This is a genomic window from Streptomyces sp. NPDC041108, assembly GCF_055592645.1.
The window spans coordinates 324,656-349,379 of the sequence record NZ_JBVIYK010000001.1; the positions used below are offsets into that span (position 1 = coordinate 324,656).

The window sequence follows — 24,724 nt, forward strand, 5'->3', positions numbered from 1 at the left end:
CGACCAGCCCTCCACCGGACCCGCGGCTGGGGGTCGAAGGGGCGCAGCCCCTGGAGGAGGGGGCGGGTAAGGGCGGCGGGGCGAGAATCCCGGCCCCACCACCCCGCACCTATCCTGTGCCCCACACAGAACACGACAGACCGGACCACCCCGGCCCCACTCTCAGACAGGAAGCAGCCGCATGCCCCGAAGCACCACGGACGGCACCGCGGCCGAACCCCCCACGGACCCCCGACCCACCCGCGGCCGCACCCGGAGCAGACGCAACTTCGCCGGCTCCCGCCCGGTGATGGACGACGTGGCCCGCCTCGCCGGCGTCTCCAAGCAGACCGTCTCCCGCGTCCTCAACGACCACCCGGCCGTCCGCACGGAGACCAGACAGGCCGTGCTGGAAGCCATGCGCACCCTCGGCTACCGCCCGAGCCGCAGCGCCCGCTCCCTGGCCAGCGGCCGCACCCGCATGCTCGGCGTGATCTCCTTCGACGCCGCCCGCTACGGCCCCGCCTCCACCCTGACCGCGATCAACACGGCCGCCCAGAAGGCCGGTTACCTCGTCAGCTCCATCGCCCTCGACACGGCGGACCGGAACACCGTCGTCGAGGCGGTCGACCGGCTGTCGGCCGAGGGCGCGGACGGCATCATCGCCATCGCCCCCCAGCGCCCGGTCGCCACCGCGCTCGCGCGAGCCCGCCCGGACACCCCGCTGGTGATGCTGGACAACGGCCTCGGCGACGGCACTCCGGTGGTCTCCTCGGACTTCACCGCGGGCGCCCGGCTGGCGACCGGGCACCTGCTGGACCTCGGCCACCCCACCGTCCGCCATATCGCGGGCCCCACGGGCTGGACCTCCGCCGACCGGCGCGCCGCAAGCTGGCGCGAGACCCTGACGAGGGCCGGGGCGCGCGTCCACGAGCCCCTGGTCGGGGACTGGAGCGCCGACTCCGGCTACGAGCTGGGCCGCCGGCTGGCGGGCGACCGGGACGTCACCGCCGTCTTCGTCTCCAACGACCAGATGGCGCTCGGCCTCCTGCGTGCCCTGCACGAGGCGGGACGCGGGGTCCCGGAGGACGTGAGTGTCGTCGGCTACGACGACATCCCGGAGGCGGCGCATCTGCTGCCGCCGCTGACGACGATCCGTACGGACTACTCCTCGATCGGCACGATGGCGCTGCGGCTGCTGCTGCGGCAGCTCGACGGCCCGGAGCCGACGGCGGACGCGCCGGAGCGGGACCCCGTCGTCCCTGTCGAGCTGATCGTCCGGGACAGCACGGCCGCGGCGAGGTAGCGCGCCCACGGGGGCGGCAGGGCCCCTGGCCCGGCCCCGTGCCCCCGGCCCGGCACAGGGCGCCGGGCCAGGGGCGAGGCGTGCCGGGGGCTCAGGGCTTCCGTGCGATCGCCCCGTACATCGCGATGTCCTCGTCGCGGATGTTCTCCTCGCCGGTGCCGTCCGGGTGCCACTTGTGGACCTGGACGATCCCGGGCTCGACGAGTTCGAGGCCGTCGAAGAACTCGTGGGCCTCGTCGATCGTGCGCAGCCGCATCGGCATGTCGCGGGCGGCGTACTCGCGGGCGACGCGCCCCACCTCCTCGGGGGCGAACTCGGCGGTGCCGATGGTCATCGCCAGGTAGCTGCCCGAGGGGAGCGGTTCGAGGAGACGGCGGACGATGCCGACCGCGTCGTCCTCGTCCAGCACGAAGTGGACGATCGCGATCACGGTGAGCGCGACCGGCTTGCTCAGGTCGAGGGTCTCCGCGAACTCGGCCGAGCCGAGCACGGTCTCCGGGTCCTGGAAGTCGGCCTCGATGTAGGCGGTCCTGCCCTCGGGAGTGCTGGCCAGCAGTCCCTGGGAGAGGGTGAGGACGATCGGGTCGTTGTCCACGTAGACGACCCGGGACTCGGGGGCCACCGACTGGGCTATCTCGTGGAGGTTGGGCGAGGTGGGGATGCCGGTCCCGATGTCGAGGAACTGGCGCATGCCCGCCTTCTCGGCGAGCCAGCGCACCGCGCGGTTCATCCAGTCGCGGTTGGCGCGCATGTGGACCGGCAGGGCCGGCCACTCGTGCGCCATCGCGTCACCGGCCTCCTTGTCGGCCGGGTAGTAGTCCTTGCCGCCGAGGATGTAGTCGTAGATACGCGCGGAGTGCGCGTGCTCGGTGTCGATCCGGTCGGCCGGCCATCCGTTGTCGGGCAACGCCGTCCCTCCCATCAGGTCGTGTCATACATGTGTACGGTCGGGCGGTGCCGGGGGTTCGGCGGACGAGGAACCCGCCGGCGAAACAGGTGGTGCGTCAACGAGGCGTGGCAGCAGGCAGGTCAGAGCAGGAAGTCGGCCTCGCCCGCCTTCACACCGGCCAGAAAACTGGTCATCTCACGGGGGGTGAACAGCAGCGCCGGCCCGTCCGGGTCGGTCGACTGGCGTACGGCGACCCGGCCGTCGGCGAGCTTCTTCACCTCCACACAGGCACCGCCGGCGTCGTCGCTCCAGGGCCGGTGCCAGTCCTGCTTGCCGAGTTCGCGGGCGGGCATGCCGTTGCGGACGTCGTCGTGTACTCCGTCGGGGTTGGGGTGGTGCACGTCAGAGCTCCTTGCGTAGCGCACCGAGGAGGGCCTCGGTCTTTCGGGCGGGCGCCGACTGCGCGCCCAACCGGTCCAGGGCCTCGCGGTAGACGACGACGTCGTCTCCCTTGTCGAGGTAGACGGCGCCCACCAGACCACTGAGGTAGACGATGTCCGGCAACTCCGGTGCCCTGAACCGGAAGAGGTGGAAAGCACCGGCTCGCATCGCCGGATGCGGGCCGTTGTGGAACGGCATGAGCTGGACCGTCACATGCGGCAGCCGGTTCAGCTCGATCAGATGGTCGATCTGGGCGCGCATCACCTCCGGGCCGCCGACCGGCCATCGGAGCACGGTCTCGTCCATCACCACCCACAGCCGGGGCGGCTGGGCACGGGTGAGGAGTTCCTGGCGCCGCATCCGCAGCGCCACCCGCCGCTCGGTGTCCTCGGTGGCGGCGTGCGGATTGCCGGCGCCGAGCAGGGCGCGGGCGTACTCCTCGGTCTGGAGCAGGCCGTGCACGAACTGCGCCTCGTAGGCGCGGATCTGGAGCGCCGCCTGTTCCAGGCTGAGGTAGGCCGCGAACCAGTCGGGCAGGACGTCGCGGTAGGTGTGCCACCATCCGCGCTTGTTGGCCTCCCGGACGGACTTCAGGAAGGTCTCGATCTCCTGCTGGTCCCGCACCCCGTAGATCTGGAGGAGCTTCTCCACGTCCGGGAGGCGCAGCCGGGCGACCTTGGCGGCCTCCAGGCGGCGGATCGTGGAATGGCTGACACCGATCGCCTCACCGGCCTGTTCGAACGTGAGCCCGGCGCGCGTGCGCAACTCCTCCAGCTGTCTGCCGAGGATCATGCGCAGGACGGAAGGGGCGCCGCCCCACTCGGTCTCCGCGGTCACGCCCACCACCCCCTCACGCCGAGCACTGAGGTCATGCCGAACTGCCTTACTGCTCTTGCGCACTTTCCTTCAAGGGTTGCGCGTTGTTGTGCGAGTCGCTTCGAGTGCGCAGTCTGACACGATCTTGGCTCGAACGGCGGCGACATGCGTCCCGCAAAATGCAAATTTCAACTTGCTGGTTGCGAGGTGTTGTTCGCGGATGCCACAGTGGACGTACCGTCACGGCTTCGGCGAACACCGGAGCTGCGCGGCCAGGTTGGGGGAGATGTGGCCGCAACTCAGCGCTGTTCGCCATGAGTTGCCCCAGCTCGCGGCGTACGGCGAGACGGCCGTGGCACCGGTGCCCCTCCGGTGCGAAGGGCCAACGAAAGGCTTACGGCGATGGCTCCGCCCACTCTCCCCCCCTCCACGGACCGGTTACTCCCCACCATGTACCCACCCCTTGGAACAGAGACGTACGAACCGCACCGCGCGGGCGTGTTCGGACTGCCCGCGGTGCCCGCGTCGGCGGGTGAGGCGCGCAGAACCGTGCGCGAGCTGCTCGGCGAGTGGGAGGTGCCCGCGGAGACGGCCGAGGACGTCCTTCTGATCACGTCCGAGCTGGTCACCAACGCCTTGACCCACACGGACAGCGAGTGGATCGTGTGCCGGCTGCAGTTCACCGGCCGTCGGCTCCGTATCGAGGTCGAGGACCAGAGCGGCGGTCCCACACAGCCGGCCCGGCGTCGCCCGGGCCCCGACGACCAGAACGGGCGTGGGCTCATGCTGGTCGGCATGCTCAGCAGCGACTGGGGGGTGCGCGACACCCCACAACGGTCCGGTCGTGTCGTCTGGGCAGAACTGCCGTCGGAGGGCCGGGAAACCCCCGAGCCCGCCCCTCCGACGGCTCCGCACGAGAACGAGGCTCTCCCCATGGCCGACCCGTCCTGGACCTAGGTCCCGCCCCGCGGCCGGGCCACGGCCCGGCCCGTGCGAGCCGGTGAGGGTGACCGGAATCCCGCTCCGGTCACCCGCCGGCCCGCCCGGACGTACGCTGCCTCCACAGTGAACCCCTCGCCGCTGGAGGCACGTTGCGCACCGAGTCCGAGATCGATGTCCTCGTGCTGGGCGGGGCGGGCGTCGACACCATCGTCTACGTCCCCGAGCTGCCGCTTCCGTTCGCCGACAGCCATCTGGTGCCGGCCATCGAGACCCGGGCCGGGCAGACCGGCGACTTCCTGGCGGTGGCCGCGCACGGTCTCGGCCTGCGGACCCACCACCTGGACCTCCTCGGCGACGATCACGAGGGCGACCTCGTCCGCGCGCTGCACCGGGACCGGGGCGTGCCGCTCACCGAGGGGCCCCTGCCCGGCGGCACCCGGCGCGCGGTGAACCTGGTCGGCCCGGACGGCCGCCGCTGCTCCCTGTACGACGGCAGCCGCAGCCAGGAGGTGGACGAACTGCCCCCGGACGCGGTCCGGGCCCTGGCCGGGGTCAGCCGGCACGTCCACGTCTCCATCAGTCAGCCGTGCGCGGCCTCCCTGCCCCTGCTGCGCGAGCTGGGCGTGCCCGTCTCGACCGACCTGCACGACTGGGACGGCTCCGACCCGTACCACGAGTCGTACGCCCACGCGGCCGACCTGGTCTTCCTCTCCGCCGCCCGGCTCACGGACCCGGAGCGGACCATGCGCCGGATCACCGAGCGGGGCCGTGCGCGGACGGTCGTCGCCACGGACGGGGCGCGGGGCGCCTACCACCTGGTCGACGGCGAACTGAGCCACGTCCCGTCGGCGACCCCGCCGTCACCGGTGGTGGACTCCAACGGCGCCGGGGACGCCTTCGCGGCGGGTTACCTCTTCGGCCGGCTCACCGGCGAACCGCCGTACCGCTGCGCCCTCTACGGGGCGATCGCGGGCGCCCACGCCTGTACCGTCCCCTCGACCCGCACCGACTCCATCAGCCGTGCGGACCTCCTCGCCCGGGCCGGGGAACCGGCCCTCTGAGCCCGGGCCCGGCCCGCCGGTCCACCGGCTCGCCGGTCCACCGGCTCGCCGACCGGTCCCGCGGGCCCGGCAGCTCAGCCCGGCCGGAGGCCCGCCGCGACCAGCCGGGCCTCCATCTTCCGGCGGGCCGCGCCGAGCACGGCCAGCAGGAGTTCCTTGCTGGACTGGCGCTGGCGGACGTCACAGAGGAGGACCGGGACGGTGGGTGCCAGGTCGAGGGCCTGGCGGACCTGCTCGGTGTCGGCCTCACGGCGGCCGTCGAAGCAGTTGACGCCGACCGCGAAGGGGATGGAGCGCGACTCGAAGAAGTCGACCGCGGCGAAGGAGGCGTCGAGCCGCCTGGTGTCGGCGAGGACCACGGCTCCGAGGGCGCCGCTGCACAGGTCGTCCCACATGAACCAGAAACGGTCCTGGCCGGGCGTACCGAAGAGATAGAGCACCAGTTCGGGGGAGACGGTGATGCGGCCGAAGTCCAGGGCGACGGTGGTCGACACCTTCCGCTCGACACCCCTGAGGTCGTCCACCCGCCGCCCCGCCGCGCTGATGTGCTCCTCGGTCGCCAGCGGGGTCACCTCGCTGACCGCGCCGACCATGGTGGTCTTGCCGACGCCGAAGCCACCCGCGATGAGGATCTTCAGGGCGGTGGGTACGACGGTCTCGGAGCTGACGGACACCATCCATCACCCTTTCGACGAGTTCCGGGCCCGGCCGCCGCGGCGGCTCACGCGTCCTGCACGTAGTCGGACGGGGTCTCCGCACGGGGCGCGGCGCTCAGGTACTTGCCGACCTGCTTGACCAGGGTGCCCATCTCGAACGCCATCATCCCGACGTCCACCTCCTCCGAGGCGATCGCGGCCAGCCGCGCGCCCCGGCCCGCGGCGGTGACGAAGAGGAACGCCCGCTCCATCTGGATGACCGTCTGCTGGACCTCGCCGCCGTGGAAGTGGCGGGCCACACCACGGGCCAGGCTGTGCATGCCGGAGCCGACCGCGGACAGGTGCTCGGCGTCGTCGAACCGGATGTCCTTGGACTTGCCGATGAGGAGGCCGTCGCCGGACAGCACGATGGCGCAGCGGATCTCGGGTATGCGCTCCACGAGGCCGTCCAGCAGCCAGTCCAGTTGGGGACCGGTTCGTTCCTGCTCTGTCATGTCGTGCGTGTTCCTCACGGTCGGTCGGCGCCGGTGTGGGCGCCGGTTCGTCGGGGCGCCGGGGGGAGCGCCCGTCAGGCGGCGTCGGGGCCGGGCCGTGGTGCCGGTCGGCCGTCGGTGCTGTCGGTGTCGTCCGGTCCGGCGAGCCGGGCGCGGTCCGAGCCGCGCCTGATCGCCACCATGGCGCGGGCCAGGGCGTCCGGGGAGAGGGTGTCGTCCGTGTCGTCGTGCGTTCCGGGGGCCTCGGCCGCGTCCTCGGCGGTCGTGGGCGCGGAAGAGGTGCTGCGGGGCCGGCGGGGCAGGCCCTGGAGGCGGTGCGGGGCGGCGGCCTCGGTGCGGGGCGTGTCACCGCTCATCGGGGCCGCCGTGTCGCGGTCGTGTCGCGCGTGGGGCCGATGCGGGGGAGGGGGCCTGGCATCTGCTTCCTCGTACGACAGCGAACGTCCGATGGCTGTGGGGGGCGCCGCGAACCGCTCGGCAGCCCTGTGCTCCGGCTGGCCGCACGGCGGCGGGTATCAGCGGGCGGACGGAACGGTATCAGGACACGAGCCCCGTCGTCAGCAATCTCCGGGCCGCAACTTGGCCTCCGGCACCGTCACTTGACGGCCCGTGCGGAGACCGCCCTGGCGGGCCCGGGGTCGTTCTGCGGAAGCATCGCTTCCGTGGGCTGCCCCGAATGGGTACTTGTCGACACGGCAGGGTCTCCGAATCGCCACGGTCCGGCCACATTCGTCGCTTGCGGATGTGGCTTGAAATCTGTGTAACCTTGATCAAACCTGCCCGGACGGCGTGTCAGTTTGGTATTTGGGGGTGCACAGCGCCGAGGGAAGCCCTGTCTGAGCGGGTGTGCCTGGTGGTCCGACCGATGTCTGCCCGGAGTCGGGTCAGGGTGACTGTGCAAGTTCGGCTTGGAAAGTATCAAAATGTGGACAACACCCCTTCTCCTTCCCACATTTACGTTCAGATTTCAACTGCCAATTTTTCGGCCAAACCCTCTTAACGATCTTGGCGTTAGAGGTTGATTTGTAGACCATGTTGCAGGTCGGCCCGTCTTCCCACCGGAACCACGGCTGACGCACAGCCACCGCGTCGCCCCCGGGCGCGGGGTAACGCTCAGAAGGGCTCGGCGTGGAACACGTCTTCACAACCCAGGACCACGAGGATCTACGGCAGCGGGTACGCGAGTTCGCCGAACACGTGGTGCGGCCGCTGATACCCGAGATGGAAGCCTCCCGCACCGCACTGGTGGGGCTCTCCCGGCAGATCGCCCGACAGGGCTGGATCGGCGCCACGATCGACCCGGTCCACGGAGGCATGGGCGCGGGCCACCTCGCCAAGACCGTCATCATCGAGGAACTGTCCCGTGTCAGCGGCGCGATGGGGGCCATGGTCCAGGCGTCCCAGCTGGGAGTCGCCAAGATCGTCCACTTCGGCGACGACAGCCAGAAGAGCCACTGGCTGCCGAGGATCGCCGCCGGAGAGGTGCTGCCGACCATCGCGGTCACCGAGCCGGGGTCGGGGGGCCATGTGGCCGGCATGGAGAGCAGCGCGGTCCGGGACGGCGACGACTACATCCTCAACGGCCGCAAGATCTTCGTCGGCAACAGCCATGTGGGCGATGTGCACGGCGTCGTGGTCCGTACCGGTCCGGGCTCCGGGGGCATGACGGCGTTCCTCGTCGAGTCCGACCGGCCGGGCTTCTCCCTCGCCGAGCAGGTGCCCTCCATGGGGCTGCACGGGTTCAGCTTCGGAGAGCTGGTCTTCGACAACTGCCGGGTTCCGGCCGCCAACCGGCTCGGTGAGGAGGGCGAGGGGCTGGCCGTCGCCTACTCCTCCTCCGTCCTCTACGGCCGCCTCAACCTGACGGCGGTGTCGCTCGGCATCCACCAGGCGGTGTTCGAGGAGACCGCGCGGTACTGCGCCGAGACACAGCGCTACGGAAAGCCGCTCGGGCATCTGCCCAACATCAAGATCGAGCTGGGGCGGATGCTGCAACGCCTCACCCTCGCGCGGCAGAGCGCCTACCTCGCCGCGCATCTGCTGGACCAGGGGCGGCCCTGCGACATCGAGCTGATGTCCGCGAAGCTCTTCAACGTCGAGTCGTCCATCGAGTCCGCCCAGGCGGCCGTCAAGATACACGCGGCCTGCGGTCTGTTCACCGACCGCCCGGTGGAGCGCTACCTGCGCGACGCCTTCCACATCTACGCCCCCGCCGGCACGTCGGAGATCCAGGGGCTGCGACTCGGCGAGTTCGCACTGGGTGAGAACAAGGGCCAGTGGTCCGAACGCCTCGCCGACCTCGTCCGCACCCCCCAGCCCGAACCGCGGGAGCAGGAACCGACCCCGGTCGGCGAACTGGTCTGAACCCGCCGGCGACGCGCACCCGAGGGCCCACGGGGGAGCCCTCGCACCTCACGGCCGGGCGGCGGTGACAGGGGATCCCGTCGGGCTCGGGGGTGCGGCCGCGGTCTCCGACGCCGTCCGTTCGCCGAGGTCCGGCCGAGCTGCCGGCCGTACGGGATGCGCCCGTACCCGTCCGTGTCCCGATCACATCCGGATCGCGTGCCGACCGCGTCCCGGACGCGGAGAAACCGCGGACACGGTGTCGTGTCCGCGGCCTTCGTGCGTGTGGGGGGCGGGTGCTCGCCGGTCCGGTTGTTCTCGACCCGGGGGACCGGTGGCGTACGTCGGGCTCAGCGGCCCGAGGCGATGGCGTGGATCTGGTCGGACATCTCCTGGGCCATGTGCTTGATGATCTCCAGCCGCTGCCGGCCCCAGGTGCGGGAGTCGGTGTCGACGACGCAGATCGTGCCGAGGTTCATCCCCGCCAGTGTGTCGACCAGCGGCGCGCCCATGTAGGAGCGGATGCCGATCTCGTCCACGACCGGGTTGCCCGCGAACCGCGGGTAGTCGCAGACGTCGTCGAGCACCAGCGCCGCGGTCCGCTTGACGGTGTGCGGGCAGAAGCCGTGGTCCAGGCGCATCTCCCGGCTCATCGAGCTCTCGCTCACCAGCCCCTGCGCGATGTTCACGGGCCCGGCGTCCGGGGTGTAGAGCCCGGCGAAGAACTGGCGCTTGTCGTCCACGAAGTTGACCATCGCGTACGGCGCGTCCAGCTCCAGCGCCAGCCGGCGCGCGAACGCGTCGAACTCGGCCCGGGGGGTGTTGGCGAGCCCCAGCTGGGCGAGCCGGGCGGCACGTTGCGGGCCGCCCGGATCCTCGGGGGTGAGGAGCAGGCGGTCGAGCGGCGGCTCATAGGAGGAATAGGGGCTGTTCATCGGAACTCCGTTCGCGGTAGGCCGAGTTGGAGAAGTATCAACGGAGCACGGGTGGCTCGTACGTCGCCACACCGGGTGTCATGCCGAGCAGGTGCTGCACGAGTTCGACGAGCACACCCGTGCCGGAGCTGCAGTGCCGGGCGTCGCAGAACACGATCGGCGCGTTGGACTTCAGGCCGATGGCGTCACGCACCTCCTCGACGGAGTACTGGTACGCCCCGTCGAACTCGTTCACCCCCACCACGAACGGGATCCCGCGCACCTCGAAGAAGTCCACCGCGGGGAAGCACGCGTCGAGCCGGCGGGTGTCGGCGAGCACCACCGCGCCCAGCGCCCCGTCGGACAGCTCGTCCCACATGAACCAGAACCGTTCCTGCCCGGGGGTGCCGAACAGGTACAGGACGTGCTCCGAGTCGAGGGTGATCCGGCCGAAGTCCATGGCCACGGTGGTGGTGTACTTCTCCTCCACCCCGTCGAGACTGTCGGTGCGGACGCTGGCCGTGGTGATGACCTCCTCGGTGCTCAGCGGAGCGATCTCGCTGACCGCCCCCACGAAGGTCGTCTTGCCCACCCCGAACCCTCCCGCCACGAGGATCTTCAGGGCGGTCGGGAAGGGGTCAGAGCCGTGCGCGTAGGCCATTGAGCACCGCCTCCAAAACATTTCGGTTGGCGGCGGAGGCCGCCTCGACCGCACGGGGCGCCCGTGCGGTGAGCGCCTCGTGCTGCACCAGGTCGGACAACAGGACTTTGGTGACGGCGATCGGGAGGTTCATCCGCGCGGCCACCTCGACCACCGGCACCGGCCTGAGACACAGGCCGAGCACCAGGTCGTGGTCGGGGCCGAGGTCGGCGGTCGGCCGGACTCCGGTGGCCATCACCAGGGTGAGCAGGTCGAACGACGTCGAGGGTCGAGTGCGCCCGTTGCTGACGGTGAAGGGCCGGACTAAGCGTCCGGCCTCCTCGTCCAGGAACAGCTCGTCCGTCATCACGTCACATCCCCGCGCCGGACGGCGCGTTGGGGCGACGGGCCGGTGTGGCGAGGAACGGCTGCACGGCCCGGATCAGCATGCCCATCTCGTAGCCGAGCGTCTCGGTGTGCGTCGTCGCGTCCGCGGTGACCGCCAGCACGGCGCCGTGGCCCGCCGAGGCCACGATGAGGATGCCGTTGTGCAGTTCCACGATGACCTGCCGGACGGTGCCGCCGTTGCCCAGCACCCTGTCGTGACCGAAGGAACGGCCCAGGGAGTTGAGCCCGGAGGCTATCGCGGCCAGCCGGTCGGCGTCGTCGGTGCTCAGATCCACATGTGCCTTGCTCAAGCCGTCGGACGACAGCAACAGGACCTGCCGGGTGCCGGGGACGGTCTTCTTGAGGTTGTCCAGCAGCCAGTCGATGTTCTGTCCGGTGGGGTGGCTATCGCTCACCATGGTGGGGTTCTTCTCCTTGCGGTCGGGGCGGGGCCCAGCGCGCGTCGTCGACGGGGATCGCGTCGGAGGTCGCGCCGGCGAGACCGAAGCCTCGGTTGATACCGGCCAGGAGGCCGGGACTGAAGTTGAGGTCCTGCTCGTGGGTCTCGGGGCGCGCGGGAGGTCCCTGGCGCAGCTCGGGCGCCAGGTGCTCCATCGCCCGGCGCTTGGGCAGGACCGGCCGGGCGGACCCACCGGAGGCCGGACCCTCGTAGCCGGGCGAGGGCCGGTACTCGGACCGTGTGCCGGAGACGGGCTGCGACCGCTCGTGCCGGGCCGCGGCCGGCGGAGGCCCGGGGGCGGCCGACCGCTGCGGCACACCGGCCGGGGGACCGGCGTGGGCGTGGGCCGGGGGACCCCCGTGCGACGGTACGGCGCCGGGCGGCGTCGCGTGGGACCTGGCCTCCCAGGCGGGCGCGGACGCCTGCAAGGGGTGCGGTGCGGCCGGGTGCGCCTGCACCGGGTGGGGTGCGGCCGGGTGCGCCTGGACCGGGTGGGGTGCGGCCGGGTGCGCCTGCACCGGATGAGGTGCGGCGGGGCGTGCCTGGACCGGTGGCTGCTGAACGGGCGCCTGGGCGGGGGCGTGCCCCTCCTCCTCGCCCAGCAGCCCCTGCGGGAGCACCAGGACGGCCTGGACGCCGCCGTAGATGTTGCCCTGCAGCTGGACCGCGATGCCGTGCCTGCGGGCCAGCGACGAGACCACGAACAGTCCGATGCGGCCGTCGGCGAGCAGTTTGGCGACGTCGATGCGGGCCGGGTCCGCGAGCAGCGTGTTGATCCGGTCCTGGTCCTCCTGGGGGATGCCGAGGCCGCGGTCCTCGACCTCGATGGCGATGCCGGCGGTCACCCGGCGGGAGCGCAGGAGGATCTGGGTGTCCGGGTGGGAGAACATGGTGGCGTTCTCGACCAGCTCGGCCAGCAGATGGATGACGTCGGCGACCGCGTGGCCGCGCAGGGTGCCCTCGATGGGCGGCACCAGCTTGACGCGGGAGTACTGCTCGACCTCCGCGATGGAGGACCGCAGCACCTCGGTCAGCGTCACCGGGTTGGTCCACTGGCGACGGGAGATCGCCCCGCCGAGCACCGCGAGGTTCTCGGCGTGCCTGCGTATTCGGGTGGCGAGGTGGTCGATGCCGAAGATGCGCCGGAGCAGGTCCGGATCCTCGACCTGGTTCTCCAGGTCGTCCAGTTCACGGATGGTGCGGTGGACCAGCGACTGCAGCCGGCGGGCCAGGTTGACGAAGACCTCGACCTTGTCGCTGTTGTCGTCGGAGGCGGCCTGGAAGTGGCTCGCCGCCCAGACGAGGGCCTCCCGCGCCCGGTGCTGAGCCTCCGTGACCTCGTACTCCAGCTTCTGGTACGGGTCTTCGGCGCGCGACGCCTGGTAGGCGAACCCGCGCGAGAGCAGGGGCTCGCCGCGCTTGAGCCGGGTCAGGTCCTCTTCGAGGGCCCAGTTGCCGGTCGTGATGGTCTGCCGCAGCGACTCGGCGCGCTTCGCGTCGGACCTGGCCCGTGACCTGGCCGCCCGCACGGCACCGGCCAGGCACCCGCACCCGAGGACCGCGCCGCCCGCCAGCACACCCCAGGTGGTGCCGTCGGCCGTGCCCTCCTGCAGTCGCAGGACCGTGCCGGTGACGGCGGTGGATATGCCGGCCATGACAGCGGCGGGCAGCACGGCGAGGCGGGTCAACCGTGGCTGGACCGCCGAGGAGTTCGCGGAATCCGACGCCCCGGACTTTCCGGCCCGGTGACGGGACGGGGGAGCCGTCGCGTCCGGCCGACCGCGTTCCGGGGTCGCTGCGAAGGGCGGGGGTTCAGGCATCGGAGTCCTCTCGATCAGCCAGTACGCGACAGAGTAGCGAAGAACGTCAACCAGCTGACCAGCGGTCCTGGACGCTCGGGGGAGGTCTGTCACCTGAGATGCCGTCAGTGACGGCAAGGGTCTGTGACGCCTTTCTACCGTCAATTCACGAGGCGGCGCCGCAGGAGTTCTTCACACCCCGGCCACGGTCCCCGGCAGTCTGTGAAAGACGGCCGCCGGGCGGCTGGTCACCTGCGGGTTCCTTGTCCCGCGGGGGTCGCCGGGAGTGCGCGCGGCGCACAGTTCACGCCATTCGGCCGCAATGCTGTCTCGTGTCAACTTTCGCCGTGGCATGCGGAATCGGGTGCGGAACGGGCTCGGTCGCACAAGGCGCGCACCGCGTACCCGAGGAACATTCACACCAGGAGGCCCGGAAAACCAGGGAGATCGCGACTTGGGTATGCTTTTACTAAGCTTTAGACTTCAATCGAACGACGGGGCCGGGCCGGTGTGGCAGCCTGATCGGGAAAGGGCCGCGCCGCATGTTTTTCGCCGAACTCTAGGGACTTCCGTCGCAGTTGGGCTGACGTATGCTCTGACGCATCTCCCGCGGGCTCACGTCGTAGCGTCGGCGGAAAGCCGTGCTGAGGGCGCTGGCGGACGAGAATCCGGCGGCGTAGGCGAGATCCGTGATCGTCATGTGCTCGCACTCCGCGCACAGCAGCCGGTCCCGGACCAGGCGCAGCCGCTCCTCGCGGATCAGCTCCCGGGGCGTGGTCCCCGCCTTCTGCAGGGCCAGCTGGACCTGGCGCAGCGACCAGCCGAGGGCGCGCGCCACCGCCGTACCCGTGAGGTTCGGGTCGGCCACGTGGTCGCGCACGTATCGGCGGACGAGGGCCTCCACCTCACCCAGCTGTCCGGGGGCGTCGGGGCGGTCGTCGTCGGCGGCGAGCATGCACACCAGCTCCACCACCCGGTCCGAGACGGCGTCGAACTCCGCGTCGGACAGGTGCTCCCGCTCCTCGTGCAGTCCGGTCAGCATCGAGCCGACGATCCGGCCGAGGCCCCTCGTGAGGTCCAGGCCGCTGGCCACCGGCGACCGGGTGTTGAGCCGCCCGTCCACCTCACGGGCCGGGATCGTGAGGATGAACGCGTCGATGGCGTCGCTCTGGAGACACTGGAAGGGCGCCGCGAAGGTGATCAGCGCAGCCGTGCCCGGGGTCAGCCGGGCCTCGCCGCCGTCCTGCCGCAGGACGATCTCGCCGTTCATGGGCAGCAGCAGCCGGTAGTCCTCGTCCGGCTCCCGGCGGATCTGGCGCATCGTGCGGGTGTACTCGATCTCGTCGGACCGGTACTTCACCAACTGGTACGTGTCGGTGCGCTGGCGGACGGTCTCGCCGCGGAAGTCGTCGGACCGGGCGTAACCGAAGCCCATCCGGGACTGGTACGAGCCGATCCGTTCGGTCCAGAAGTCGGCACGCTCACGCGGGTTCACCTCCTCGGTGGTCAGCGCCTCGACGCTGTAACTTCCCGCGGGCAACGCCGCTCCTCCCTGGTGCCGGCCCCGAACGCCTGCCTGTGGTCCTTTACGGATTCCGGCGGGAAAATCTTCAATCCACGAGTGATCAGAGGTAGTTACCGACCGGTCGAACCCGGAAGGCACCCTAGCGTGGCAAGCGGTTGCCGTGCCGTGGGCCGACGGTGGCCGAACATGCCGACGGAAGAGTCACGGCTTCTCTCGGGCCCGTTGCGGCACTCGTGCGCCCCGTGAAAACTTCCCTGCGCGTCACGGAAAGTACCCGCGCGGCCCCGCCGCTAGCGTCGGGCGCTCCGTCAACTCCCGTCCGCCGTCCCGCATCCGCCGGCCGACGCAGGGGACTTGAGGACGTAAGGACTCGTACTTCATGACCGAACCGATACCGCAGGCGGTGACCTGGTCGCTCGCGGCCGCCCTCCTCGCCGCCGCCGTGCTCCTGCTGCGCCAGTGGGGGATCGCCCGGCGGCAGCGCCGAAGGAACGCCGCCCTGGCCGAGGACCTGCGGGCCCGGGAGGAGGAACTGCGTCATCTGGTCACGGTCCGCCTGCCGGCCCTCGCCGACGCCGCCGGCGGGGCCGTCCCCGCCGTCGGACCGCTCGACCCGCGGCTGGCCGACACGGAGTTCGGCAAGAGCCTCGACGAGGTGCTGAACCGCTTCACCGGGACCGTCGAGCACGCGCGCACGCGTGCGGACCGGTCGGCCAAGGCCGCCCTCAAGGCGTCCATGCGTGCGATCCAGGCCCTCGCCAACGAGCAGCAGGTCTCCATCTCCGAGATGCAGGACCGGCACGATGACCCCGACGTGCTGCGCGACCTCCTCGAAGTCGACCACACCAACGCCCAGTTCGGCCGGCGCGCCCAGGCCATCGCCGTCCTCTGCGGCTCCTGGCCGGGACGGCAGCGCGCCACTTCCCCACTCGTGGAGGTCGTCCGGGGCGCCACCTCGCGCATCCGCGACTACCGGCGCGTCCGCGTCCACGGCCAGGCCGGCATCGCCGTGGTGAGCCGTGCCGTCGAACCCGTCGTCCTCGCCGTCGCCGAACTGCTCGACAACGCCGCCCGCCACTCGCAGCCCGGCACCACGGTCGAGGTCGACGTCCAGCACGTGCACAACGGCGCGTGCGTCGTCATCGACGACGCGGGCGTCGGCATGGACGCCCACGCCGTGGCACGCGCCACCCGGCTGCTCGGCGGCCACGGCGAGGTGGACGTCACCCGCCTCGGCGACCCGCCCCAGTTCGGCTTCGCCGTCATCGGGATGCTCGCCCGGCGCTACGGGTTCACCGTCTCCGTGGACACCCGCTCCCCGTACGGCGGCGTCCGCGCCGTCGCCCTCCTGCCCACCGCGCTGCTCACCCAGCCGGAGCCCGCCGCCCCGGAGCCGGCGGCCGGCCCGGCACCCGCGGCGGCGACACCCGTGACCGGGTCCGCCGCCCGGCCGGCCCCCGCCGGGAACGGCGCCCCCGAGGACACCACCGCGGGCGGGCTGCCCAGACGCCGCCGGCGCACCCCCGGGACCACGGCCGCCCCCGAGCCGCGGCCGGAGCCCGCCGCCGAGGAGAAACCCGGCCGCTCACCCGAGGACAACGCCCGCATCATGGGCGCCTTCGCCCGAGGCACCCGCTTCGGCCGGGCGGCGGGACGCATCCTCGACGAGGACGAGTACGTCCCCGACACCGCCGCCGGCACCGGGCGGACCGCCCCCCACGACGACGAAGGGACCCCCCACGCATGATCGAGCCCACGAGGAACGAGCTGGGCTGGATGCTCGACGACGTGCTGAAGGTGCCCGAGGCCCGCCACGCCGTCCTGCTCTCCGCCGACGGCATGCTCCGCGCCCATTCCGCCGACATCGACCGCGACGACGCCGAGCGGCTCGCGGCCGGACTCTCCGGACTGCAGTCGATCAGCCGCAGCACCGCCGAGTTCTGCGGCCCGTCGGAGAGCCCCTGGCGCCAGACCCTGATCGAGTTCGGCCACGGCTACGTCTTCCTCGTCGCGGCCGGCGAGGGCGCCTACCTCGCGGTGTCCACCGGCGACGAGGTCGACATGGAGTCGGTGACGTACCGCATGCACAAGCTCGTCGACCGGCTCGGCAAGGAGCTGTCCAGCCCGGCGAGGACGGACACGGGAAGCAGGGCATGACACCCCGCCGCCGGCCCGCGGGACGTCTGGTGCGGTCCTACGTCGTCACCGGCGGCCGTTCCCACCCGACCCGCAACACCCTCGACCTGGTCACCCTGCTGATCGCCACCGGCGACCTGCCGCTGTCCGGTCTCACCCCGGAGGCGCGCCGGGTCACGGAGCTGTGCCGGCCCGGCGCCCTCTCCCTCGCCGAGGTCGCCGGCCGGCTGTCGCTGCCGGTCAGCGTGACCAAGGTGCTGGTCGCCGACCTCATGGACAGCGGCCACCTCGTCACCCGCGCCCCGGTCCCGGCCGCCCGGCCGTCCGACGCCAGAATCCTCCAGGAGGTCCTCGATGGGCTCCGCGCCCGCCTCTGACGACGTCCACCTGCGGCCCACGGTACGGACGGCGGCCAAACTGCTCGTCGCCGGTCACTTCGCGGTCGGCAAGACCACGTTCGTCGGCACCCTCTCCGAGATCCGGCCGCTGCGCACCGAGGAGGTGCTGACCGAGGCCGGCGCCCTGGTCGACGACCTGGCCGGCACCCGTGACAAGACCACCACGACGGTCGCCATGGACTTCGGCCGGCTCACCCTCGACGACTCCCTGGTGCTCTACCTGTTCGGCGCACCCGGACAGCAGCGCTTCACCCGGCTCTGGCGGGACATGACCCGTGGCGCGCTCGGCGCGCTCGTTCTCGCCGACACCCGGCGGCTGTCCCACTCCTTCGACGTGATGGGCGTCCTGGAGGACATCGGCCTGCCGTACGCGGTCGCCGTCAACGACTTCGGCGGCGCTCCCGTGCACGGGCTGGACGAGGTGCGCGAGGCGCTCGACCTGCTCGACGAGACCCCGCTGGTGCGCTGCGACGCCCGCGACCCGGACTCCTCCACCCGGGCCCTGATCGCGCTCGTCGAGTATCTGCTGAGCGGCGAGACCGAGACCGAACCGGAGCCCGCGTGACCTCCACACCCCCGGCCGGGCCGCCCCCGGGCTGCCCGGCCCACCAGCCCATGTACGGGCCGGAGTTCGGCGCCGACCCGGCCGCGTTCTACCGGCGGGCGCGTGCGCACGGCCCCACCGCTCCCGTCGAGCTGGCCCCCGGTGTCCGGGCCACCCTCGTCACCTCCTACGAGGCCGCGCTGCACGTGCTGCGCGGCACGGAGACCTTCGCCAAGGACGCGCGCCGCTGGAACGACCTCGACGACGGCACGGTCCCCCCGGACAGCCCCGTCGTCCCGATGATGATGTACCGGCCCAACGCCCTGTTCTCCGACGGCGAGGAGCACCGGCGGCTGCGCGGCGCCATCACCGACAGCCTCGCCCGGGTCGAGCCCCACACCCTGCGCGGCTACGTCGAGCGCAGCGCCGACACCCTCATCGACCGGGTGGCGCCGACCGGCGGTGCGGACCTCCTCGGCGAATACGCCCAGGTGCTGCCCCTGCTCGTCTTCAACCACCTCTTCGGCTGCCCCGCCGAGCTGGGGGTCAAGCTGGTCGAGGGCATGTCCGCCGTCTTCGACGGGGTCGACGCCGAGCGCGCCGACGCGCTGCTCACCGCCACGCTCTTCGAGCTGGTCACGCTCAAGCGGAAGCGGCCCGGGCCGGACGTGACCTCGTGGCTCACCCTGCACCCCGCGAAGCTCACCGACGAGGAGATGATCCACACCCTCGTCGTCCTCATGGGCGCGGGCACCGAACCGCAGCAGAACCTCATCGCCAACGCCCTGCGCCTGCTGCTCTCCGACGACCGCTTCGCCGGGGAGCTGTCCGGCGGCAGCCTCCCCGTCGAGGACGCCCTCGACGAGGTGCTGTGGACCGACCCGCCGATGGCCAACTACGCCGTGCACTACCCGAAGCGGGACGTGCTCTACGAGGGCGCGCTGCTGCGGGCGGGCGACCCGGTCGTCGTCTCGCTGGCGGCCGCCAACACCGACCCGGCCCTCAGCACCGATCAGCGGACGGGCAACCGGGCCCATCTGGCATGGAGCGCCGGTCCGCACAACTGCCCCGCCCGGAGCGAGGCCCGGCTGATCGCTTCGGTGGCGGTCGAGAAGCTCCTCGACCGCCTGCCGGACATCGAACTCGCCGTAACCGCAGAGGAGTTGGAGTGGCGCCCCGGTCCCTTCCACCGGGCCCTGGCCGCACTGCCCGTGACGTTCCCGCCCGCACCGGCCCTCGCCGCTCCCGCCCCCGCCCGTCCGGCACCGGAGCCACCCGCCCCCGGCCCGCGCCCGCCGGAGCCCGCCCGCCCGACGAGCGGCCGGACCCGGCTGCTGTCCTGGTGGCGAGGCGAGCGGCCCGGCCGGGCATGACGGCCGCGGACGGCACGCCCCCCGGCGGTCGTGCGGGCCTTGCCCGTCAGCCCCTGCGCACCGGCAGCCGGCGGTGGCCGTTGGAGATGAACGACTCCACGTGGCCCAACTCCTCCTCCGAGGCGGCCAGTTCGAGATCCGGGAAGCGTGCGAAGAGGGCCGGGAGCGCGATGCGGGCCTCCATGCGGCCGAGCGGGGCGCCCAGGCAGTGGTGCACGCCGTGGCCGAAAGCGAGGTGTTCCTTGTCGGCGCGGGTGACGTCGAAGACGTCGGCGTCCTTCCCGTGGCGCTCGGGGTCGCGCCCGGCGGCCGCGTAGGCGGCCAGGATCGGGTCGCCCTTGGCGATCACCACCCCCGAGGGGCCCCCGAACTCGCCGAGGTCGAGGTCCTCCACGGCGTAGCGCAACGGCAGGCTCGCCACCGGCGCCTCCACCCGCAGCGTCTCCTCGATCACGTCGTCCCAGGTCGCGCGGGACTCCCGGACATGGGCCAGCTGTTCGGGGTGGGCCAGCAGGGAGTGCACGGCGCGGTCGAGGAGGTTGACCGTGGTCTCGTGCCCGGCGCTGACCACCAGCACCAGGGTGTCCAGGAGTTCCTGCTCGCTGAGCCGGGTGTCGTCCTCGTCCCGGGCGGCGATCAGCCCGCTGGTGAGGTCGTCGCCCGGCGACTCCCGCTTGGCGGCGACGAGTTCGCCCAGCACGCCGTACATCCGCTCGTACGCGGCGGTCATCTCGCCCGGCTCGGCGGAGGTGTCGAACAGCTTGTCCACCAGCTCCTTGAGCACCAGCCCCTTCTCCTCGGGGAGCCCGAACAGCTCGCTGATCACCTGGATCGGCAGCGGGTAGCAGAACTCCTTCCGCAGATCGACCGCCGCGCCGCGCCCGAAGCCCTCCTCGACACGGTCGAGCAGTTCCTCGGTGATCTCCTCGATACGCGGCCGCAGTGCGGCCGTCCGCCGTGCCGTGAGCGCCTTGGACACCAGGATCCGCAGCCGCCTGTGGTCGCCGCCGTACGCGGTGAACATGTTCTGCACGGCGACCCAGGCGAACAGGGGCCACTCCGGGGTGATCTCGCCGGCGGCCAGCCTCGGCCAGTGCTGCCGCGCGTCCTTCGACACCCGGGGGTCGGCCAGCAGCCGCTTGAGCAGATCGGGGCCGCTCACCGCCCAGGCCTCGACATCGTGCGGCCCCGGGAGCAGGACCCGGGTCGCCGGGCCCCGTTCGCGGATCCGGGCGGCCTCACCGTGGATGTCACGGCCGGTCGGGTCGATCACCAGGGGGCTGGGGTGGCCCATGAGGGGTCCTCCTGCGGTCTAAAGGAGTCCAACAGCGCAACGTACGAGCCCGGTCACGCTACGGTTCCACGGCCCCGCCCGGCGAGATCCCGCACCATGCGCTGCGTACGACGGCAACTTCCCTGCGCGTGCCCGCAAGTCGTGTGCGGCGCCCGCTCCTAGGATCGGGCGCACCCCCCATGAAGAGCCGGTGAGTGCCATGACTGTCAGCAGGGTCCCACGCTGGTTGTGTTCGTACAGCCGTGAGGTACGTACCGTGCCGGCCGGCCGCTGGTGGTCCGCCGTGCGGGTGCCGGCCGCCCTCGGCGCCCTCGTGCTGGAGCTGCTCGGGGACGAGACGGGCGCCGTCATCAAGGACGGCTACGGCGGCATCATGTACTGGCTGGTCCCGCCGGGCGACGCCTCGGGCTGGCAGCTGCCCGGCGTGCAGGTCCTCGGCCGCGGCAGCCATGTGGCCGTCCCGCCGCCGGGCCGTACCTCGGGCCCCGGTCTCTACTGGCGCGTCCCGCTCTCCCACGACAGCTACTGGACGGACACCGCACGCCTGCGCGCGGCCCTGACCGAGGTGACGGCGACATCCACTCCCTGAACGCCGAACCCCGCGCCCTTCGAGGGCGCGGGGTTCGGCGCAGGTGACCACGACGGGCCGGCGGACGCCGTGCCGGCCGTGACTACCCGACCTCCGCGGCGTGCTTCTCCGGCTGCTTGGCGGAGCGCTTGCGCCGGGGTTCCTGGTCCGGCAGCCAGCCGAAGGCCATCGTGCTGCCCACGGCCCCCATCAGCAGACCCACCACGAAGCCGCCGATGTTGGACGTGAGCCAGGTGCCCAGGGAGAGCATGATCCCGAGAATGGAGTAGAACAGCCGCTGAGTGGGGTTGAAGAGGATCAGCAACCCGCACACGATCATCAGCGAGGGCAGCAGGTAACCCGCCAGACCCTGCATCCCGATCTTCAGGATGACCGGCAGCGGTGCCTTCATGGTCAGCAGGATCTCGGCGCCGCCCAGCGTGAGCAACACACCACCGGCGAACGGCCGGTGCCCCCTCCATTCCCGGTATCGGCTCACTTCGGGCAGCCCCCGCTCGTGAAGTTCATGTGCAGGTCGGGGAGCTTGAAGACGGCCGCGGTGGCGGCGTAGTTGTGCTGGTACAGGTCGGTGATGGTGACCGAGTCGGCCTGCTGGCCATAGACACCTTCGGGACCCTGCTTGTCGACCTTGTCGAACGTGCTGGAGTCCCGGCCGATCTCGATGTTGTTGAACGAGGCGTCACCCGAGATGTCGTCGGAGTCGATCGCCAGGTTCTTCACGCTCACCGGCGTGCCCTTGTTGCCGGCAGTGAGGACGAGCTGGATGCCGCCGAGGTCGACGCTCTGGCACAGGTTCGTCAGCTTGCCGTTCTTCACGACCGAGGTCACGACCAGCACCTGACCGCCGGTGTCACCCTCGTTCGGGCTGTTCTCGATCATGTGGTCGAGCGCGCCGAACTGGGCGAAGCCCTGGCCTTCGAGCTTGTCGGCGGTGACCACGAACGGCATGCCGGAGATGGCGAACTGGACACCCAGAGCGCCCTGCGCGGTGAGGATCATCAGACCCGCGGCGACCGCCGTGGCCGGCACCGCCATCACGGCGGCGCGCTTCAGACGGACCCGCCCGCGTCTTCCGGACGCTTCGGGACCCTCGGGTCTTTCGTTGGTGGACGCCGTGGCGTCCGAGGACGAGGCCATGTGTGCTCCCTGGACTTCCATGTCATTGCAGGTGGGGCTTCGACGGCACGTTGTCCTGGCGCGGACACCGGTAGCGGCGCAACGCTCGACGCACCTCCCGTAGGTGCAAGGGCTTACTTGCTACGCCGCAGTAGCCATTTGGGAAGTTACCGGTGGTTACTTTCAAGGGTCAAGGCGCTTGTGGCAAAAGGATGTTGGTTGTGCCGCCCCTGTGAAACGTGAACATCTCTCACCTTTGGTTTTGCCGCCACGGACCTCGAATTCCGGCCAACGCCGGAGTGATCAAGAAGCGGCAACTTGCCTACGATGCCTTGACGTTGACTCTTCCTCAGGTCTACAACTCATCGGGGTTTCCCCCACGGATCCGTGGCGCCGGATCCGACGCGCAGCGCATGCCACTGTCCCGAACTCCCCGTCGCAGGCGGGGAGTGGGTGGTACCACCTGACCGCGCTGCGCGGCCCGACGCAGCACCACCCTTCGCCGCGGTGCCGGGCACGGTCGCCTTCCCCTCCACTGGGCCGTGTCCGGACCCCGGTTGTCGCTGTCGATCCGTCACGTACGGAGAAGGCGTGCCACGGATCGGCAGCGACCGTACGGCGCCGTGCGGCATCGCCGCGTCACCCCCGCGCGAACGGTGTCACCTCGCGCCCTCTGTCCAGCCCGCTTCCTGAGGGCTGTCACCCGCACGTCCCGAGAGCCGTCACCCGCGGCCTCACTTCATGAGAAGAGGCACCCCCATGCGTACGCGATCCCTCCTTGCCCTCGCCGCCGGCACCGCCGCCCTGATGGTGTCGGCCGTCAGCCCCGCCTCCGCCGCCGACACCGTGCTCACCACCGGCGGCCTCGCCGGTGACGCCGTGGCGGTCGGCGACGTGCTCAACGCGTCGCTCGCGGCCGGCACGACCGGCAAGTTCTACTCCAGCGCGACGGGCACGAGCGGCGTCAACTGCGCCGCGTCGACCTTCACCGCCACGGTCACCGACAACCCGGCCGCGCCGGGCACCGCCACCGAGCGGGTCGACGCCCACACCTTCGGCAACTGCACCAGCAACGTCTTCGGTGTCACGGGCGTCAACAGCGTCACGGTCAACAACCTGCCGTACACCACCGCCGTGACCTCGGACGGCGTCGTCACGGTCACCCCGGCGGCCGGTTCGGTCCTGCAGACCACCGTCGTGCTGCGCACCCTGCTGGGCACGATCAACTGTGTCTACCAGGCCGCCAGCATCACCGGCACCTCCAGCAACGACGACAACAGCATCAACTTCACCGCCCAGCCGTTCACCAAGACGTCCGGCTCGTCCCTGTGCTTCGCCACCGGTTACTTCACGGCGAAGTACTCGCCCGTCACGGACGCCAACCAGGGCAACGCGACGGTCTTCACCAACTGACCCGACCCACCTCAGACGTCGGTTACCGGTCCGGCGGCCGGTAACCGACTCGACCGAGCCGAACGGGCCGGCCGCCCGACCGGCGGCCGGACCCGTCCGGCCGGTCAGTCGTCGACACGAGAGCGGTGCCTGCGTCCGCGGAGGAACAGGGCGGCGCCCACGGCCAGTACCAGGGCCGTGGCGCCGCCCGCCACCAGCGGTACGGAGGTGCCGCTCTCGTCCGTCGTGGAGGCGACGGGAGTGCCGGGGTCCGCCGCCTGCGCGCCGGCGCCGCTGTCCGGGGGCGGGGCCTGCGTGCTCCCGCTCGGTGCCGTCGAGGCGGGCTCGGGCGTCCCGGAGGCCGGCGTCCCGGCCCCGGCCTGCTCGCGCTCGTCGGGCGTCTCCTGCGAACTCGCCCCGCCCGTACCGGAGTCGGCCCGCTTCGCCTTCGGGAACACCACGTCCGAGCACGAGTAGTAGGTGTCGACCGTGCTCGTGTTCTGCCAGATCGTGTACAGCACATGGCGCCCGGACCGGTCCGCCGGCAGTTTCGCCGAGAACCGGTACGAGCCGTCCCGCAGCGGCGGGTCCGTGACCGAGGCGAACGGTTTCTCGGGCAGATCGGACCAGGTCAGCGGTTTGGTGGGGTCGTACCCCGGTTCGGTCAGGAACAGTTTGAAGGTCCCGGTGTGCGGAATCGTCGACCGGTAGGTCAGGTTCAGCGTGCCGCCGGGGGAGAGGCGGGTCGAGGGCCAGTCGGCGCGGGCCAGGTCGAGCCCCTTGTAGGCCGCGAGCCCGCCGCTGCACAGCTGCCCGTCCGGGACGACCTCCCGGTCCCGGCCGTTCACCCCGGCGATCCGCATGTTGTCCCACGCGGTGAAGGGGGCGCCGTTCGCGGCGACCGCCGCCCGGCACGCCGCCGACCCCTCGGCCTCGCCCTCGGGCGAGCACGCCGAGACCCGGCTCACCGGATCCGTCGGCGCGCCGTGCGCCCAGGCCGGGGTGGCGGCGCCCGCCGTGAGGAGCAGCGGGGCCACGACGACGACGGCGGCGGCCGTCGGAACCGCGACGCGGCGGCGGGTGTGGCCGGGGCCGGTGTCGCGGTGGGCGCTGGTGCGGCGGGCGGACAGGCGGTACATCCGATACGTCCGATCCATGGGGGTCGAGAGGCTGACGGTCCACCGTGTCGTACGGGACCCGGGGGTGCCGCGTTCAACACCGCGACCCCGT

Annotated in this window: 27 protein-coding genes; 11 read left to right on the forward strand and 16 right to left on the reverse strand. The window is 71.6% G+C overall.

From position 1 onward, the window contains the following. Positions 1–181: 181 nt before the first annotated feature. On the forward strand, positions 182–1,285 hold the full coding sequence (locus tag ACZ6BB_RS01320) for a LacI family DNA-binding transcriptional regulator (RefSeq protein WP_471613271.1): 1,104 nt from the start codon (positions 182–184) through the stop codon (positions 1,283–1,285). A 91-nt stretch (positions 1,286–1,376) separates the two neighbouring features. On the opposite strand, the gene ACZ6BB_RS01325 is transcribed toward ACZ6BB_RS01320, so the two are convergent. The 3 genes from ACZ6BB_RS01325 to ACZ6BB_RS01335 form a co-directional block, all read right to left on the reverse strand. Beyond that, complete coding sequence (locus ACZ6BB_RS01325; protein WP_059079799.1) at positions 1,377–2,192, reverse strand: SAM-dependent methyltransferase; 816 nt, start codon at positions 2,190–2,192, stop codon at positions 1,377–1,379. 122 nt (positions 2,193–2,314) lie between these two features. Further along, positions 2,315–2,575 carry a DUF397 domain-containing protein gene (locus ACZ6BB_RS01330; RefSeq protein WP_471613272.1) on the reverse strand — a complete coding sequence of 87 codons (261 nt, stop codon included), beginning with the start codon at positions 2,573–2,575 and terminating at the stop codon, positions 2,315–2,317. 1 nt (position 2,576) lies between these two features. Beyond that, positions 2,577–3,452: a helix-turn-helix domain-containing protein gene (locus tag ACZ6BB_RS01335; protein ID WP_471613273.1), complete on the reverse strand. Its 876-nt coding sequence runs from the start codon at positions 3,450–3,452 to the stop codon at positions 2,577–2,579. 429 nt (positions 3,453–3,881) lie between these two features. Between ACZ6BB_RS01335 and ACZ6BB_RS01340 the strand changes: the two genes are divergently transcribed. Together ACZ6BB_RS01340 and ACZ6BB_RS01345 are read left to right on the forward strand one after the other, a co-directional pair. Continuing rightward, complete coding sequence (locus tag ACZ6BB_RS01340; protein WP_471613274.1) at positions 3,882–4,388, forward strand: ATP-binding protein; 507 nt, start codon at positions 3,882–3,884, stop codon at positions 4,386–4,388. Positions 4,389–4,522: 134 nt separating this feature from the next. Then, positions 4,523–5,434 carry an adenosine kinase gene (locus ACZ6BB_RS01345; protein ID WP_471613275.1) on the forward strand — a complete coding sequence of 304 codons (912 nt, stop codon included), beginning with the start codon at positions 4,523–4,525 and terminating at the stop codon, positions 5,432–5,434. Between the two features lie 74 nt (positions 5,435–5,508). Here ACZ6BB_RS01345 and ACZ6BB_RS01350 read toward each other — a convergent pair whose 3' ends face one another. From ACZ6BB_RS01350 to ACZ6BB_RS01360, 3 genes are all read right to left on the reverse strand, one after another. After that, positions 5,509–6,111 (reverse strand): GTP-binding protein, encoded by a 603-nt coding sequence (locus ACZ6BB_RS01350; protein WP_471613276.1) that lies wholly within the window; start codon positions 6,109–6,111, stop codon positions 5,509–5,511. A 44-nt stretch (positions 6,112–6,155) separates the two neighbouring features. Then, positions 6,156–6,584 carry a roadblock/LC7 domain-containing protein gene (locus ACZ6BB_RS01355; protein ID WP_471613277.1) on the reverse strand — a complete coding sequence of 143 codons (429 nt, stop codon included), beginning with the start codon at positions 6,582–6,584 and terminating at the stop codon, positions 6,156–6,158. 74 nt (positions 6,585–6,658) lie between these two features. After that, positions 6,659–6,940, reverse strand: coding sequence for a hypothetical protein (locus tag ACZ6BB_RS01360; protein ID WP_471613278.1), 282 nt, complete (start codon positions 6,938–6,940; stop codon positions 6,659–6,661). 772 nt (positions 6,941–7,712) lie between these two features. Between ACZ6BB_RS01360 and ACZ6BB_RS01365 the strand changes: the two genes are divergently transcribed. Next, positions 7,713–8,948: an acyl-CoA dehydrogenase family protein gene (locus tag ACZ6BB_RS01365; RefSeq protein ID WP_471613279.1), complete on the forward strand. Its 1,236-nt coding sequence runs from the start codon at positions 7,713–7,715 to the stop codon at positions 8,946–8,948. A 329-nt stretch (positions 8,949–9,277) separates the two neighbouring features. Here the strand turns inward: ACZ6BB_RS01365 and ACZ6BB_RS01370 are convergent, their stop codons facing one another. The 6 genes from ACZ6BB_RS01370 to ACZ6BB_RS01395 all read right to left on the reverse strand — a co-directional run bounded on the left by ACZ6BB_RS01370 (position 9,278) and on the right by ACZ6BB_RS01395 (position 14,667). Next, positions 9,278–9,862 (reverse strand): GAF domain-containing protein, encoded by a 585-nt coding sequence (locus tag ACZ6BB_RS01370; protein WP_471613280.1) that lies wholly within the window; start codon positions 9,860–9,862, stop codon positions 9,278–9,280. A 37-nt stretch (positions 9,863–9,899) separates the two neighbouring features. After that, positions 9,900–10,502, reverse strand: coding sequence for a GTP-binding protein (locus ACZ6BB_RS01375; RefSeq protein ID WP_046919245.1), 603 nt, complete (start codon positions 10,500–10,502; stop codon positions 9,900–9,902). After that, on the reverse strand, positions 10,480–10,848 hold the full coding sequence (locus ACZ6BB_RS01380) for a DUF742 domain-containing protein (RefSeq protein WP_471613281.1): 369 nt from the start codon (positions 10,846–10,848) through the stop codon (positions 10,480–10,482). Before ACZ6BB_RS01380 ends, ACZ6BB_RS01375 begins: the two co-directional genes overlap by 23 nt. 4 nt (positions 10,849–10,852) lie before the next feature. Then, positions 10,853–11,287 carry a roadblock/LC7 domain-containing protein gene (locus ACZ6BB_RS01385; RefSeq protein WP_012999870.1) on the reverse strand — a complete coding sequence of 145 codons (435 nt, stop codon included), beginning with the start codon at positions 11,285–11,287 and terminating at the stop codon, positions 10,853–10,855. Then, positions 11,274–13,148: a sensor histidine kinase gene (locus tag ACZ6BB_RS01390; RefSeq protein ID WP_471613282.1), complete on the reverse strand. Its 1,875-nt coding sequence runs from the start codon at positions 13,146–13,148 to the stop codon at positions 11,274–11,276. The genes ACZ6BB_RS01385 and ACZ6BB_RS01390 overlap by 14 nt, the downstream gene beginning before the upstream one ends. Before the next feature lie 538 nt (positions 13,149–13,686). Then, on the reverse strand, positions 13,687–14,667 hold the full coding sequence (locus ACZ6BB_RS01395) for an AraC-like ligand-binding domain-containing protein (protein WP_471613283.1): 981 nt from the start codon (positions 14,665–14,667) through the stop codon (positions 13,687–13,689). Between the two features lie 364 nt (positions 14,668–15,031). On the opposite strand from ACZ6BB_RS01395, the gene ACZ6BB_RS01400 reads away from it, so the two are divergent. The 5 genes from ACZ6BB_RS01400 to ACZ6BB_RS01420 are packed head-to-tail and all read left to right on the forward strand — an operon-like array spanning position 15,032 to position 19,103. After that, complete coding sequence (locus ACZ6BB_RS01400; RefSeq protein ID WP_471613284.1) at positions 15,032–16,399, forward strand: ATP-binding protein; 1,368 nt, start codon at positions 15,032–15,034, stop codon at positions 16,397–16,399. After that, entirely contained in the window at positions 16,396–16,809 is a 414-nt protein-coding gene (locus tag ACZ6BB_RS01405) for a roadblock/LC7 domain-containing protein (protein WP_471613285.1), read from the forward strand. Before ACZ6BB_RS01400 ends, ACZ6BB_RS01405 begins: the two co-directional genes overlap by 4 nt. Further along, a complete protein-coding gene (locus tag ACZ6BB_RS01410) occupies positions 16,806–17,165 on the forward strand; it encodes a DUF742 domain-containing protein (RefSeq protein WP_471613286.1) in 360 nt (119 codons plus the stop codon). The genes ACZ6BB_RS01405 and ACZ6BB_RS01410 overlap by 4 nt, the downstream gene beginning before the upstream one ends. After that, the gene (locus ACZ6BB_RS01415; protein ID WP_471613287.1) at positions 17,143–17,751 is read left to right on the forward strand and encodes a GTP-binding protein; all 609 of its coding nucleotides are present in this window, start codon (positions 17,143–17,145) and stop codon (positions 17,749–17,751) included. The genes ACZ6BB_RS01410 and ACZ6BB_RS01415 overlap by 23 nt, the downstream gene beginning before the upstream one ends. Positions 17,752–17,801: 50 nt before the next feature. Then, positions 17,802–19,103 carry a cytochrome P450 gene (locus ACZ6BB_RS01420; protein WP_471614089.1) on the forward strand — a complete coding sequence of 434 codons (1,302 nt, stop codon included), beginning with the start codon at positions 17,802–17,804 and terminating at the stop codon, positions 19,101–19,103. Between the two features lie 46 nt (positions 19,104–19,149). On the opposite strand, the gene ACZ6BB_RS01425 is transcribed toward ACZ6BB_RS01420, so the two are convergent. Continuing rightward, entirely contained in the window at positions 19,150–20,397 is a 1,248-nt protein-coding gene (locus ACZ6BB_RS01425) for a cytochrome P450 family protein (protein ID WP_471613288.1), read from the reverse strand. A gap of 199 nt (positions 20,398–20,596) precedes the next feature. Here ACZ6BB_RS01425 and ACZ6BB_RS01430 point away from each other — a divergent pair, with 199 nt between their 5' ends. After that, complete coding sequence (locus ACZ6BB_RS01430; RefSeq protein ID WP_471613289.1) at positions 20,597–20,986, forward strand: hypothetical protein; 390 nt, start codon at positions 20,597–20,599, stop codon at positions 20,984–20,986. A gap of 82 nt (positions 20,987–21,068) precedes the next feature. On the opposite strand, the gene ACZ6BB_RS01435 is transcribed toward ACZ6BB_RS01430, so the two are convergent. Together ACZ6BB_RS01435 and ACZ6BB_RS01440 are read right to left on the reverse strand one after the other, a co-directional pair. Beyond that, positions 21,069–21,416, reverse strand: coding sequence for a DUF6114 domain-containing protein (locus ACZ6BB_RS01435; RefSeq protein WP_471613290.1), 348 nt, complete (start codon positions 21,414–21,416; stop codon positions 21,069–21,071). Positions 21,417–21,460: 44 nt separating this feature from the next. Next, complete coding sequence (locus ACZ6BB_RS01440; RefSeq protein WP_471613291.1) at positions 21,461–22,123, reverse strand: DUF6230 family protein; 663 nt, start codon at positions 22,121–22,123, stop codon at positions 21,461–21,463. Between the two features lie 738 nt (positions 22,124–22,861). Here ACZ6BB_RS01440 and ACZ6BB_RS01445 point away from each other — a divergent pair. Continuing rightward, positions 22,862–23,515 carry a Tat pathway signal sequence domain protein gene (locus ACZ6BB_RS01445; protein ID WP_471613292.1) on the forward strand — a complete coding sequence of 218 codons (654 nt, stop codon included), beginning with the start codon at positions 22,862–22,864 and terminating at the stop codon, positions 23,513–23,515. A gap of 104 nt (positions 23,516–23,619) precedes the next feature. Here ACZ6BB_RS01445 and ACZ6BB_RS01450 read toward each other — a convergent pair whose 3' ends face one another. After that, positions 23,620–24,651 carry a lytic polysaccharide monooxygenase auxiliary activity family 9 protein gene (locus ACZ6BB_RS01450; RefSeq protein ID WP_471613293.1) on the reverse strand — a complete coding sequence of 344 codons (1,032 nt, stop codon included), beginning with the start codon at positions 24,649–24,651 and terminating at the stop codon, positions 23,620–23,622. Positions 24,652–24,724: the final 73 nt, after the last annotated feature.

Excerpts from the sequence above, each read along its gene's own strand:
- ACZ6BB_RS01320 (WP_471613271.1), top strand. The coding sequence starts at position 182 with ATGCCCCGAAGCACCACGGACGGCACCGCGGCCGAACCCCCCACGGAC.
- ACZ6BB_RS01340 (WP_471613274.1), top strand. The coding sequence starts at position 3,882 with ATGTACCCACCCCTTGGAACAGAGACGTACGAACCGCACCGCGCGGGC.
- ACZ6BB_RS01350 (WP_471613276.1), bottom strand. The coding sequence starts at position 6,111 with ATGGTGTCCGTCAGCTCCGAGACCGTCGTACCCACCGCCCTGAAGATC.
- ACZ6BB_RS01355 (WP_471613277.1), bottom strand. The coding sequence starts at position 6,584 with ATGACAGAGCAGGAACGAACCGGTCCCCAACTGGACTGGCTGCTGGAC.
- ACZ6BB_RS01360 (WP_471613278.1), bottom strand. The coding sequence starts at position 6,940 with ATGAGCGGTGACACGCCCCGCACCGAGGCCGCCGCCCCGCACCGCCTC.
- ACZ6BB_RS01370 (WP_471613280.1), bottom strand. The coding sequence starts at position 9,862 with ATGAACAGCCCCTATTCCTCCTATGAGCCGCCGCTCGACCGCCTGCTC.
- ACZ6BB_RS01375 (WP_046919245.1), bottom strand. The coding sequence starts at position 10,502 with ATGGCCTACGCGCACGGCTCTGACCCCTTCCCGACCGCCCTGAAGATC.
- ACZ6BB_RS01380 (WP_471613281.1), bottom strand. The coding sequence starts at position 10,848 with ATGACGGACGAGCTGTTCCTGGACGAGGAGGCCGGACGCTTAGTCCGG.
- ACZ6BB_RS01385 (WP_012999870.1), bottom strand. The coding sequence starts at position 11,287 with ATGGTGAGCGATAGCCACCCCACCGGACAGAACATCGACTGGCTGCTG.
- ACZ6BB_RS01390 (WP_471613282.1), bottom strand. The coding sequence starts at position 13,148 with ATGCCTGAACCCCCGCCCTTCGCAGCGACCCCGGAACGCGGTCGGCCG.
- ACZ6BB_RS01400 (WP_471613284.1), top strand. The coding sequence starts at position 15,032 with ATGACCGAACCGATACCGCAGGCGGTGACCTGGTCGCTCGCGGCCGCC.
- ACZ6BB_RS01405 (WP_471613285.1), top strand. The coding sequence starts at position 16,396 with ATGATCGAGCCCACGAGGAACGAGCTGGGCTGGATGCTCGACGACGTG.
- ACZ6BB_RS01410 (WP_471613286.1), top strand. The coding sequence starts at position 16,806 with ATGACACCCCGCCGCCGGCCCGCGGGACGTCTGGTGCGGTCCTACGTC.
- ACZ6BB_RS01415 (WP_471613287.1), top strand. The coding sequence starts at position 17,143 with ATGGGCTCCGCGCCCGCCTCTGACGACGTCCACCTGCGGCCCACGGTA.
- ACZ6BB_RS01420 (WP_471614089.1), top strand. The coding sequence starts at position 17,802 with ATGTACGGGCCGGAGTTCGGCGCCGACCCGGCCGCGTTCTACCGGCGG.
- ACZ6BB_RS01425 (WP_471613288.1), bottom strand. The coding sequence starts at position 20,397 with ATGGGCCACCCCAGCCCCCTGGTGATCGACCCGACCGGCCGTGACATC.
- ACZ6BB_RS01430 (WP_471613289.1), top strand. The coding sequence starts at position 20,597 with ATGACTGTCAGCAGGGTCCCACGCTGGTTGTGTTCGTACAGCCGTGAG.
- ACZ6BB_RS01440 (WP_471613291.1), bottom strand. The coding sequence starts at position 22,123 with ATGGCCTCGTCCTCGGACGCCACGGCGTCCACCAACGAAAGACCCGAG.
- ACZ6BB_RS01445 (WP_471613292.1), top strand. The coding sequence starts at position 22,862 with ATGCGTACGCGATCCCTCCTTGCCCTCGCCGCCGGCACCGCCGCCCTG.
- ACZ6BB_RS01450 (WP_471613293.1), bottom strand. The coding sequence starts at position 24,651 with ATGGATCGGACGTATCGGATGTACCGCCTGTCCGCCCGCCGCACCAGC.